At 37.9% G+C, this 12,572-nt stretch carries 11 protein-coding genes and 1 other annotated feature; of the genes, 10 read left to right on the forward strand and 1 reads right to left on the reverse strand.

What is annotated here, in order from left to right; all coding sequences use genetic code 11:
- Positions 1–29: 29 nt before the first annotated feature.
- The 7 genes from BW721_RS00555 to helD all read left to right on the forward strand — a co-directional run bounded on the left by BW721_RS00555 (position 30) and on the right by helD (position 8,941).
- The gene (locus BW721_RS00555; RefSeq protein ID WP_076765177.1) at positions 30–680 is read left to right on the forward strand and encodes a hypothetical protein; all 651 of its coding nucleotides are present in this window, start codon (positions 30–32) and stop codon (positions 678–680) included.
- A gap of 154 nt (positions 681–834) precedes the next feature.
- The gene (locus BW721_RS00560) at positions 835–1,767 is read left to right on the forward strand and encodes a ring-cleaving dioxygenase (protein WP_076765179.1); all 933 of its coding nucleotides are present in this window, start codon (positions 835–837) and stop codon (positions 1,765–1,767) included.
- A 227-nt stretch (positions 1,768–1,994) separates the two neighbouring features.
- On the forward strand, positions 1,995–2,759 hold the full coding sequence (locus BW721_RS00565) for an SDR family NAD(P)-dependent oxidoreductase (protein WP_076765181.1): 765 nt from the start codon (positions 1,995–1,997) through the stop codon (positions 2,757–2,759).
- Between the two features lie 20 nt (positions 2,760–2,779).
- Positions 2,780–3,994 carry an acetyl-CoA C-acetyltransferase gene (locus BW721_RS00570; protein ID WP_076765183.1) on the forward strand — a complete coding sequence of 405 codons (1,215 nt, stop codon included), beginning with the start codon at positions 2,780–2,782 and terminating at the stop codon, positions 3,992–3,994.
- A gap of 64 nt (positions 3,995–4,058) precedes the next feature.
- Positions 4,059–4,309, forward strand: a binding site (T-box leader).
- A 64-nt stretch (positions 4,310–4,373) separates the two neighbouring features.
- Entirely contained in the window at positions 4,374–5,651 is a 1,278-nt protein-coding gene (locus BW721_RS00575) for an O-acetylhomoserine aminocarboxypropyltransferase/cysteine synthase family protein (RefSeq protein WP_076765185.1), read from the forward strand.
- Positions 5,652–6,527 (forward strand): homoserine O-succinyltransferase, encoded by an 876-nt coding sequence (locus BW721_RS00580; RefSeq protein ID WP_076765187.1) that lies wholly within the window; start codon positions 5,652–5,654, stop codon positions 6,525–6,527. It abuts the gene before it with no gap.
- A gap of 152 nt (positions 6,528–6,679) precedes the next feature.
- Complete coding sequence (gene helD / locus BW721_RS00585) at positions 6,680–8,941, forward strand: RNA polymerase recycling motor HelD (RefSeq protein ID WP_198031374.1); 2,262 nt, start codon at positions 6,680–6,682, stop codon at positions 8,939–8,941.
- 233 nt (positions 8,942–9,174) lie between these two features.
- Here helD and BW721_RS00590 read toward each other — a convergent pair whose 3' ends face one another.
- Positions 9,175–9,675: an ECF transporter S component gene (locus BW721_RS00590; protein ID WP_076765190.1), complete on the reverse strand. Its 501-nt coding sequence runs from the start codon at positions 9,673–9,675 to the stop codon at positions 9,175–9,177.
- Between the two features lie 161 nt (positions 9,676–9,836).
- Here BW721_RS00590 and BW721_RS00595 point away from each other — a divergent pair, with 161 nt between their 5' ends.
- The 3 genes from BW721_RS00595 to BW721_RS00605 are packed head-to-tail and all read left to right on the forward strand — an operon-like array spanning position 9,837 to position 12,555.
- Complete coding sequence (locus BW721_RS00595; RefSeq protein WP_076765192.1) at positions 9,837–10,694, forward strand: pyridoxamine kinase; 858 nt, start codon at positions 9,837–9,839, stop codon at positions 10,692–10,694.
- Positions 10,695–10,707: 13 nt separating this feature from the next.
- The gene (locus BW721_RS00600) at positions 10,708–11,628 is read left to right on the forward strand and encodes an AEC family transporter (RefSeq protein ID WP_076765194.1); all 921 of its coding nucleotides are present in this window, start codon (positions 10,708–10,710) and stop codon (positions 11,626–11,628) included.
- A 9-nt stretch (positions 11,629–11,637) separates the two neighbouring features.
- On the forward strand, positions 11,638–12,555 hold the full coding sequence (locus BW721_RS00605; protein WP_076765195.1) for a ketopantoate reductase family protein: 918 nt from the start codon (positions 11,638–11,640) through the stop codon (positions 12,553–12,555).
- Positions 12,556–12,572 lie beyond the last annotated feature (17 nt).

Consider the following 12,572-nt stretch of genomic DNA (forward strand, 5'->3'; position numbering starts at 1 on the left):
TTATAGTATGAGGAGAGGAGTTGGAGAATATGAAAAAATGGGCTTGGCTTACTGCAGTCTTTTTATTGGCAGCTTGTGGAAACGGTGGCGGCAACGATGCAACAACTGAGACAGTATCGTCAGATGTACCAACCGAAATATCTTCTAAAACAAGTGACGTTGACTCAGAAGAGTCAGTGAGTTCGATAGAGAGCGAAGTTGTGTCGGAAACAACAGAATCCGAATCTGAGATGTCTGGAGAATCTGGTGGTTTAACCTTATATATTCCCGATACATTGAAAAAAGACGAGGGAACAGTCCTTTATGACGATGTTATCGCTGTAGCAACGGAATTTACGGAAGTTAATCCTGATTTAGGAGAGATTGGTCTCTTTACGTTAAGCTATACAGGTTATTATATTGAGCGTGATGACGGTAGTTTACAAGCCTTCTTTATGGGAATTAATCGTATTGGAGAACCTTTAAAGAATCTGTCATTTCAATTGAACTTTGTTGTGAATGATACGCCTATCTGGGATAATGTCACTTTTACTCTCGATGAAAGTGAGTTTGGTGAACATCCGAATCAGTCGGTTATGCCAATCTTCTTAGATGTGCCAGTTGGAAATGAAGAACAATTGATGGCTGCTGTTCCAGAGGAAACATTGATTGAAATCAAGAATTTACAAATAAATGAATAGATGCTTTATGAAAGAAGAGTTTGGGACGTTTGTCTCAAGCTCTTCTTTTTGTAATTAGTAAAAGTTTGACGAAAAATAAAATCCACGTTATAGTTATCTCGAATTCGAAATAACAAAACGTTTATTCAAGAATTTTTTAAAGGAGGAATAATATATGAAAACAGTTGGTATTCATCATATTACGGCAATTGTAGGGAGCGTTCAGGAAAATGTTGATTTTTATGCAGGGGTATTAGGACTTCGTTTAATCAAACAAACCGTTAACTTTGATGATCCAGGCACCTACCACCTCTATTTTGGGAATGAGGGCGGAAAACCTGGGACCATTATGACCTTTTTCCCATGGGAGAGAGCGGTTAAAGGAAAAATTGGTGGTGGGCAAGTCGGTATTACATCGTATGCGATACCTGTAGGAGCAATGCCGTTTTGGGAAAAACGTCTAGACAAATTTAACATTGCTTATTCAAAAACAAGTCGTTTCGTTGAAGACTATCTCCAATTCAGTGACGATCACGGTTTAATTTTAGAACTTGTTGAGAGAGACGGGGGCGAAAGAAACGAATGGGCATTTGGTGAAGTCACTGCTGATGTTGCCATTAAAGGGTTTGCAGGAGCTGTCCTATTTTCAACGGATCCACAATCAACCAATGATGCGGTTGCTAAAACAATGGGACTTGAGAAAGAAGCCAGTGAAGATGATCTCGTGCGTTATCGCTCATCAGCAGATATTGGGAATAGGATTGATATTAAACAAACTGCGGTTCGTGAAGGCCGCATGGGTGTCGGAACCGTTCACCATATTGCTTGGCGTGCCAAAGACAAACAAGAGCACCAAGAGTGGCAAGAACATGTTAGAAGTCACAATCACTACGTTACAGAAGTTCGCGACCGTAATTACTTTGATGCGATTTACTTCCGTGAAAAAGGCAATATTTTGTTTGAAATTGCGACAGATACACCAGGATTTGCTCATGATGAGTCTTATGAAACAATGGGTAGCGAGATTATGCTGCCTACTCAATATGAACCGAAACGTGCTGAATTAACAAGAGATTTAAGAAGCTTCGAAGTTCGTTCATTGGATTAAGTTATTGAAAAAAGTGCTGCTAAGACCCTGAATCGGTTTTAGCAGCATTTTTTTAGTCATATAAGATACAGTCTAGCTAAAGGAGCTGTATCTCCTGTTATCAGAAATCAGTAGCGATAACTAACTTTTTCTTTTAAATAATTATTAATTTCAATCAAGAATGATAGAGTGCAGACCCTTAAAAGGGTATACTTATCTTTAGAAAGTAGATGAAGAGGGGTTTGACGATGAAAAACGAAGTGGCCGTTGTGACAGGAGCCAGCTCAGGGATTGGACGAGAAATAGCCATACAATTGAGCAAACGAGGTTATGAATTGGTATTAGTGGCGAGACGAGAAGACCGTTTGAAAGAACTTGCCAGAGAATTACCAACTAAATCACATATTATCGTAGCAGACTTAAACAAAGAATCAGACTGTTATTCAGTTTATGAACAAACAAGAAATCTTGATGTCACCATTTTAATTAATGCAGCAGGATTTGGTTCTTTTGGATTATTTTCAGAATCAGGCATAGAGCGAGAATTTGAAATGATTGACTTGAACATTAAATCAGTCCATCTGTTAACTAAACTATATTTAGCTGATTTTAAAGAAAAAGACAAAGGTTATATTTTAAATGTATCATCAGTAGCTGGTTTGATGCCGGCAGGGCCTTATATGGCAACTTACTACGCTAGTAAAGCCTATGTCACAAGTTTGACATCCGCTATTCACCAAGAGTTATTAGAAGAAAACAGCCAGGTTTATGTGGGTTCGCTTTGTCCAGGACCGGTTGATACAGAATTCAATGAAGTAGCAGGCGCGGCATTCAACTTGAAGAGCATTACTGCCAAGGATTGTGCCATTTATGGCGTTCAGCAAATGTTTAAAAAGAAAGCCGTTATTGTGCCCGGCAAAAGTATTCGTGCCGCCGCAGTGGTTTCAAGATTGGCGCCACGGTCATTAGTTATTAAAATCGCTGGTCACCAGCAAAAGAAAAAACAAGGGTAATGCTCGCTTAGGAGGACACTATGGAAAAGGTATATATTGTGGGAGCGAAACGAACACCGATTGGGTCTTTTTTAGGCTCTTTGAAAGATGTTTCAGCAGGTGATTTAGGAAGTGTAGCAATTAAGGCTGCCTTAGAAGAAAGTAAGGTTCACGTAACTGATGTTGATGAAGTGCTGATGGGGAATGTATTATCGGCTGGGCAAGGACAAGGCATCGCGAGACAAACTGCCATTAAAGCTGGCTTAGGAGTCAGAGTTCCAGCCACTGCATTAAATATTGCTTGTGGGAGTGGCATGAAAGCAGTTATGAATGCTCTTCAGGCCATTCGAGCGGAAGACGCTCATGTGATTGTTGCAGGTGGTGTTGAATCAATGAGTCAAACGCCTCATCTTATTCCGGGACGCAACCGTAGCGGTCACAAAATGGGTAATTTTGAAGTAGTCGACCATATGTTGCACGATGGTCTAACAGATGCCTTCGAAGGTTATCATATGGGTATCACTGCTGAGAATATCGTTGAGAAATACCAAATTACAAGAGAAGAACAAGATAAATTTGCTTTTGAATCGCAACAAAAAGCAATTGCAGCTATAGATGCTGGAAAATTTAAAGCAGAAATAGCAGCCGTTGAAGTGATCAATAGAAATGGGAAAGTTGTTGTCGATCAAGATGAGTATCCAAACCGCCAAACAAATTTGGATAAGCTGGCACAATTACGCCCTGCATTTAAAAAGGGTGGTAGTGTAACTGCCGGAAATGCTTCTGGTATTAATGACGGTGCCAGCGCAACTGTTGTGGTGAGCGAGAGCTACTTGAAAAATAACAATATTCAACCATTAGTTGAAATTGTTGCAGTAGCTCAAGCCGGTGTTGACCCATCAGTTATGGGGTTAGGTCCAACACCAGCCGTTGAAAAAGTATTGGAAAAAGCACAATTAACATTGGCTGATATTGATGTCATTGAATTAAACGAAGCCTTTTCTTCTCAAGCATTAGGTGTAATTCATGAATTATCAGAACGTTGTGCAATTGATAGAGCAGAGCTTATGGCTAAAACAAATCTAAATGGTGGAGCCATTGCCTTGGGTCATCCAATTGGAGCAAGTGGTAATCGAATTATTGTGACTTTGATCCATTTGATGAAAGAAAAAAAAGCTAAATACGGTTTAGCAACGCTCTGTATCGGTGGCGGAATGGGAACCGCAATTATTCTTAAAAACCCAACCATTGACTAATAATAAAAAAGATGTTGACTTTTTAATGTTAATCTAATATGATTCTAATTAATAGCAGAATAGAAGAGTCGCGATGACGAGATAAGTAAATAAGAATGTTTAGGTAGAGAGCTTGTGGTTGGTGAAAACAAGTTAAACGGCATTATTGAAAATGGTCTCTGAGCAAAAGTAATTTGAGCCAATGGTTAGAGTTACTCGGGAACTCCCGTTACAGAGGACGAGTATTATCTATTTTTGAGACGTACTCTGTGAGGTTATGTCAGTGATGGCATGACGCATAAAGGTGGTACCGTGATTAAAGCTTTCACCCTTTACGTTTTTTCAAGACGTGGAGGATGGAAGCTTTTTTTATATAAACAGATAACGGGAGGAATATATGATGACAAAGGATTACAGATTTGAAACAAAAGCCATTCATTCAGGTTTAGAAATTGATCAAACAGGAGCACGCGCACTTCCAATTTACCAAACGACGTCATTTGTTTTTGAGGATACACAAGATGGAGCCGATAAATTTGCACTAGCTAAAGGTGGAAATATTTATACACGGTTAATGAATCCAACAACATCTGCCTTTGAAGCACGGATAACTGAGCTAGAAGGTGGGAGCGCAGGTTTAGCTGTTGCTTCCGGTATGGCTGCTATTACTTACGCTATCTTGACGCTAGCTCATAACGGTGATCATATTGTTTCTACTTCTAGTTTATATGGCGGAACTCATACGTTATTTACACACACCCTTAAAAATTATGGTGTTGAAGCCAGCATTGTGAGCACTAAAAATACGGATGATGTTGCTGCAGCCATTAAAGAAAATACAAAAGCTATTTTTATTGAAACCATTGGAAACCCAGAAGGTAATGTAGAAGATATTGAAGCTCTAGCAACGATCGCTCATCAGCACGGCATACCTTTGATTGTAGATAATACTTTTGCGACACCTTATCTATGCCGACCATTTGATTTTGGAGCAGATATTGTTGTCCATTCAGCAACTAAATTTATTGGTGGGCATGGAACCAGTATTGGAGGAGCGATTATTGAGTCGGGTCGCTTTGATTGGAAGCAAAATGATAAGTTTAAAGGCTTGAGTGAAGCAGATCCGTCTTATCATGGTATCATTTTTGCAGATACATTTGGGCCAGGGGCATTTGTAACAAAAATTCGTACGTCATTATTAAGAGATACTGGTGCATCTATTTCACCGTTTAACTCGTTCCTATTAGCACAAGGATTAGAAACATTAGCATTAAGAATGGAACGTCACGTTGAGAATGCTCAGAAAGTCGCGGAGTTTTTAAACCAGCACGATAAAGTAGAGTGGGTTGACTATGCTGGACTTGAAAATAGCCCTTATTATGACTTGAAAAATAAATACTTACCAAAAGGAGCAGGCGCTGTTTTCACATTTGGTGTGAAAGGTGGTCTGGAGGCAGGTGTTAAGTTTATTGAAGCACTAGAACTGTTTTCATTACTAGCTAATGTGGGTGACGCTAAGTCGTTAGTTGTTCATCCAGCATCTATGACACACAGTCAATTAACGGAAGAAGAATTAGCGCATGGTGGCGTTAAACCAGAAACAATTCGTATTTCTGTAGGAATCGAGCATATCGATGATATTATTGCTGATTTAGAAAAAGGGCTAGGAGTGATCTAAATGACGCTTATCGTTGCAAAAGGGTTGCCGGCTGCTAGTGAGTTAGCAGGAGAGGGAATTGTATTTGCGGAAGATTTGCCTCGATGTTCAAGCTACTTAACTATTTTAATTTTAAATTTGATGCCAACAAAAACAGATACCGAACGTCAATTATTACGTTTACTGGGTCAAAGTGGCGTAGCTATTCAAGTGGATTTTATCCACTTAACATCTCCGGAAAGTAAAAATGTCAGTAAGGAGCATCTAAGCCGTTATTATACTGATTTTTCAAAAATTAAAGGCAAAACGTACGATGGTTTGATTATCACGGGAGCACCAGTAGAACATTTGCCTTTCGAAGACGTTAATTATTATGATGAATTGAAAGAGATTTTGGAGTGGTCTAGAACCCATGTATCTCAGCGTCTATTCATTTGTTGGGCAGCCCAATTTGCTTTGAATCAATTGTTTAAGGTTAATAAGTTATCATTGAATGAGAAGTTGTTCGGTGTGTTTGATTATCATATTAGTAATCAAAATCATCCTTTTACGAATGGATTTCAAGCAACCTATTCGGTACCGCAATCACGTCATACTTCTATAGCGGAAGAGGATATCAGAAAAATAGCAGAGTTAGATTTATTATCTCGCCATCCTAATTTTGGACCAGATATCATCGCGACTAAAGATAAGAATGATTTGTTTGTTTTTGGTCATTTAGAGTATGAATCAGATACCCTGCAAAAAGAATATAAACGAGATTTGTCTAAGGGGGAAAGTATTAAACAACCCAAAAATAGTCAAGTAACAGACACTGCCCCTCACCAGCAAGCTTGGAAAAATGCTAGTCAACTTCTATGGTTTAACTGGATTCAGTATATCTATCAAATGAAATAATAGTGAAGAGTTCTCATCCTTTTGAAATAAAAAAAGGTTGGGAGCTCTTTTATCAATTCAGGACGTGGAAATAATAAATAGGAAATGGTATAATTTTGTAATGTTATGCGAAGCATAATAGATATAAAAGAATGTCGAAAGGAGATTACCCAGTGGTAGAGAATGAATCAATTGAATTAAACAAAGAACAAAGCCGGATGGATTATGTAGTCTCTGTGATTGAAAAAGAAAATAATAGACTCTCATATGAATATACTGAAAAACTAGAAAGACAAAAGGAATTATTAAAAGAGTCATCAACCATTAAGATTAATAATAGCTCCAACGAAGCAATGTGGGAATCTTCAGGCGAATTAAGAGAGTTTGAACAAAACTTAACTATTAAAAGTAATGAATTAAATCAAGTTCAAAACCGCCGTGCCGTTTTAACTAAAATGCAAGAAGACCCTTATTTTGGACGAATTGACTACCATAATATTGAAGAAAATGAAGAAGAACAAATTTACGTTGGGATTGGCTCTCTATTTGATGAAGGAGATAATCTTATCGTGGATTGGCGTGCGCCGATATCTGCCCTTTACTATGAAGGTAACGTAGGTGATACCGTTAAATTGCGCTTTGGCGAACAGACAGAAGCTTTCCAAGTTGATTTGAAACGTCAATTCCGTGTTAAGAATGGTCATATTACGGGTATGATTGATACAGATAATGTTATGGGGGATCCTTATTTATTAGAAGTATTAGAATCTAGTTCGTCTAATCAAATGGGACCTGTTATTGCCACTCTTCAAAAAGAACAAAATAGAATTGTCCGGGAATCAACTTCGAAGAATGTCTTGATTCAAGGTGTAGCAGGTTCAGGTAAAACCGTTGTTATGATGCAAAAAATTGCCTATATGTTATATGCCTACCGCAACTTCTTAAAGGCAGAGGATATTTTACTGTTTTCACCTAACCGTATTTTCCAAGCTTATATTTCACAAGTGTTACCATCACTTGGTGAATGGGATGTGGAAGGGAATACCTTCTCGCAATTTATGACGAGACGCTTACCTTCATTTGAACTCTTATCAGCAGATGTTGGTGGGGCAGCACTATTTAATACCGTAAAAGGAAGTTTGGAAGCCTATGAAGCTATGCAAAAATATGGTCGCTTACTGAAGAAAAAGCACTTGAGATTCCGTGATATTTTGTTGAATGATGAGGTACTCATTTCTAAAGAAGAAATTGAATATTATTATAATACGATTGAGAGTAAAGGCTCACTAGCAGCAAAACTAGAAATATTGAGAGTTCAGCTCTTACAAAAATTAGAAATACTCAAGGAAGAAGCTGTTAATGCAGACTGGGTAGATGAGGAATTGCAGCATCTTTCAGAATCAAGCATGCATCAGTTTGAGCGCAAAACGCATGATATTACTCGTATGGAAAGCTATATTCGTAAAGAAATTGTAGCCAAGGCGTTTAGAGTGGTTGAGAAAAAAATCAACAAGCAAAGTCATATTCGCTTCCTTGCGCAGTATATTCATTTTCTCCGTGTGTTACCTCAATTAGTTGATTTATCATCATTCGGTGTAACAGAAGAAGAATGGGAAGAGCACGTTAAACAAGTCGTTGAGACGTTAAGAGACAAAGAGATGTTTATTGAAGATATGACTGCCTATTATGCTTTATTATTGCAGATGAAAGGCATCATGCAACAGAAATCGTATCAGTACATTTGTATCGATGAAATTCAAGATATTACACCTTTCCAATTAAAGCTTCTAAAAGAGTTATACCCGCGTGCGAAGTATATGATGGCAGGTGACTTAAACCAAAATATTTGGCAAAATAGATTAAGTGAACAAGAATTGTCAGCAATTTTTGCAGAAGAAGTGATTGAAAGTCATTTGCTATTAACGAGTTACCGATCAACCGCAGAAATCATGGCGTTTGCTGATCAATTTGCAAGTTTAAGCGAGCGGAGAGCTAAACCCATTCGCTCAAGAGAAAAACCGACTGTTTTCTACGCTGATGAGGATGATTTTTCAGAAGAATTAAGAGAACGAATTTCTGGACGTTTGGCAAGAGGAGAGCGAGTAGCACTCTTAGCGCCAACTGTTAAAGCAGCTCAACAATTTGAAAAAGTTGTTCAGAATTGGGAATTAGATTTCCAAACCATTTACGATGAAGATGATTTCTTAAGCAAGTCATTAATTTTGATGCCGATTAGCTTAGCGAAAGGATTGGAGTTTGATGTTGCTGTGGGAATTGGAACTGCTGAAAGTTTGGCTGATTTATCTAAAGAGAGTTATCATCAAATTTGGTATACAATCTTTAGTCGTGCGATGCATGAATTATATGTCGTTGTGTCTAATGACGAATCACCACTATTAAATGGTATCGATGAATCAACTTATCAAGTGAATTAATAAATCGAGGCTGAGAATTTTCTCAGCCTTTTCTTTTTTTTAAAAAAAGAGATTCAGGTCGAAAATTGAGACTGTATCTTACATTAAGGACTCAAAATGTAAGATACAACCCATCTGTTAGGACTTGTATCTTACATTTAGCAGATGAAATGCAAGATACAGGTGATAAAGTGAAGCTGTATCTTACACTTAAAGCAAAAAGATGCGTCGAGACCAATTCTCGACGCATCTTTTTATAGATGAAATTTATTTTTGAAAATAGGTCCAATGGTTCGATATAAAATAATAGCAGTAACAGCGCCAACTATGCCTTGCAAGAGGTTCATTGGGAAGGCGGCAATGGCTGCAGCCAAACCATATAAAAACCAATCTGTTAATAAATAGCCGATAGGCATCCAAATAGCAGGGATAATGAGTGAAATAGATAGCTTTTTAGTTTTATTGTATAGCAAGCCAGCTAATAATCCTTCCAGACCTTTAACAACAAAGGTGAAAGGCATATACATGGCATAGCCAACAATCATATCAGCTAGGGCACTACCAATACTGCCCACCCAAAAACCAGCAGCTGGCCCCATAACAAGAGCAGCTAACAAGACAACTGAGTCGCCAATATTCAAATAACCTTGTCCATAAGGAATAGGGAAGTGAAACATTAAGGTCATTACAACAGTCAAGGAAGCAAAGAGAGCAAATAAAACAACTCGATGCGTCCGTTTATTATTTTGATCCATTAAACCAACCACCTTTAATAATTTTTAACTATTATAGCATTCTTTATGAAAAAAACAGAGAATACTTTCATTTCTTCAAAAATAAGAAGCAGATGATAAAAACATTTGGTACAATGAAAACTATATAATATTTAGTGAGATAAAAAGGCGGGATAAAACAGATGCATCAACCAAAAGTACTTGTTATACAAGATATATCCGCCAGTTGTCGGATTTCTTTAAATGTCGCCGGTCCTGTTTTGAGCTGTTTGAATAATGGCGTTAGTGTTTTACCAACTGCCTTATTAAGTACGCACACTGGGATTGGTTTTACTGATTTTACTTATTTAAACCTGACTTCTGAAATAAAAAAAATTCTCCACCATTGGAAAACACTTAGGTTAAAATTTGATGGTTTATTAATCGGCTATTTGGGGTCTATTGAACAGATCGAATTGGTTCGTTATATTATCCGTGAATTTTTAACAGATGATGCCTTATCAGTATTAGATCCAGTTCTAGGCGATCATGGGTTTTTATATCCTGGATTTGATGATGATTACGTCAATCAGATGAGGACTTTATGTAAGGATGTTTCGGTCGTTATTCCGAATATGACAGAAACGAGCTTATTATTAGATGAAAGCTATCATCCTGGACCTTACACAGAAGCAGATATAAAAGCGCAGTTGCGTAAACTGACGGCTCTTAATCAAGGGACGGTTGTTTTGACAGGAGTACGTTATGACGATGAAAAAATTGGTGCAGCTAGCTACCATTATCAAACAGATGACTATGCCTATGCAGTAGGTCCTTATTATCCGGGACACTTTGACGGGACAGGGGATTTATTTTCAAGTGTGATAGCTGGCTTTTTATTTCAGAAAAAGCCACTTGCTTTAGCTACAAAAACCGCTGTTGATTATGTGGGACGGGTCATTATCAGAACCCTAGAAAGTGATAATGATTTAAAGTATGGCGTACAGTTTGAAACAGATTTACCGTATTTAATCCAGCAGTTCTATCAATACATGGAATAGGAGATGATGGTAAGTGGATTCAAGCGATGTTTTGAATCAAATGGTCATGCTGATGTTAATTGTGGTCGTTGGGTATATCACTGCTAAAAGTGGTGTATTATCAAAAACGGCCAATCTTAATTTTGCTGGCTTAATTAACTATGTAACGGTGCCAGCTCTTATTTTGTCATCTACCTCAGCTGCAGGCCAAGTCGGAACGAAATGGGACAGTATCGTTGTATTAATTATGGCTGTCTTATCCTATGTCTTCTTTATTGGGCTGGCCTTTTTAACACCTAAGTTATTTCGAGTTCAAGCAGACCAAACGGGAATTCTTCAATTCCTAACGGTATTTGCTAACAATGGCTTTATGGGCTTTCCAGTTGTTCAAGCCATATTTGGAACTGGAGCCTTATTTTATGCCTCTATTTATAATATTCCGAATAATTTATTGGTCTATTCAATCGGTATTTATATGATTACCAAGGGGCAGAAGTCGAGTCAAATCGATTGGCATACCATTCTAATGAGTCCAGCTACATTAGCGTCTTTCTTAGCCTTATTCTTTTTCTTTTTTGACATTGAGCTACCATCAGTCATTGCTCAAACGGTGACCAGTATAGGGGGGATTACATCACCATTAGCTATGTTTATAATTGGTTCTTCAATGGCAGATATTGATTTAGTGGCAGCAGCCAAAAATATGAAATTGTATGCCTTTGCTGCTTTTCGAATGTTAGTGGTGCCATTGTTTCTTTGGCTACTACTAAGTCCGCTTATTTCAAATCCGATTATTTTAGGTATTTTAATTATTATTGCTGCTATGCCAGGGCCGACAATGGCGGTGACCTTATCAACCCAATATGGCGGGCAGACAGCTTTCGCGACATCCTATGTTTTTATTTCGACAATGCTTTCGGTAGTTACTATTCCACTGATAAGCTTGTTATTTTAGGAGGGAATCATGATACAAACAGTTGGTATTGTCGGTTTGGGTGCCTTAGGGATGCTATATGCGGACCACTTTTCTAAGCATATGGCTGATAAAGACATCAAAATCATTGTTAACAAAGAACGAAAAGATCGCTATGAATCACGTCCACTGACCATTAATGGAAAAGAAACTCATTTTAATTATGTTTTAGAAGATGACGCTGACGCAGCCGTTGACCTTATTTTATTTTGTGTCAAAGGCAATCAACTCGCTGATAGTCTTGAAACAGCTAAACATTACATTGGGCCACAAACCACTATTTTGTCAGTTTTAAATGGCATCTCAAGTGAAGAAGAGATTGCTAAGCGCTATCCAGCTAGTCAAATCGTTCATTGCGTGGCTCAAGGGATGGATGCGGTTCGAGAAGAGCAGAATCTGTTTTATGAACGTAAGGGCGAATTGCGAATCGGTATTGATGATCCAGCTAAACAAAGTCGACTAGCTGACTTGGAAACGTTCTTTCAAAAAACAGCCTTTCCTTATACGATTGAAACGGACATCGTTCACCGCATTTGGAAGAAATTTATGCTGAATGTTGGTGTGAATCAAGTTGTGATGTTAACGGAAGGAATTTATGCTGATGCGCAAGAAGATGGCGAGACAAGGGATTTAATGATTGCTGCCATGAAAGAGGTCATTCAACTCGCTCAAGCAGAAGGCATTCATTTAAATGAAAAAGACTTGGAAGATAATCTTAAGTTATTAGCTACTCTATCACCTAAAAATATGCCATCGATGCGTCAAGATGGTTTAGCAAAACGACCATCAGAGGTTGAGTTGTTTGCTGGAACGGTTATTGAGAAGGCTAAAAAACATCAACTGGCTGTGCCTACTAATATGTATCTTTATGGTAAAATAAAAGAAATGGAATCACATTATTCACTTTAATATGGAGGAAACATTAA

The sequence above is a fragment of the Jeotgalibaca sp. PTS2502 genome (assembly GCF_001975685.1).
Taxonomy (GTDB): Bacteria; Bacillota; Bacilli; order Lactobacillales; family Aerococcaceae; genus Jeotgalibaca; species Jeotgalibaca arthritidis.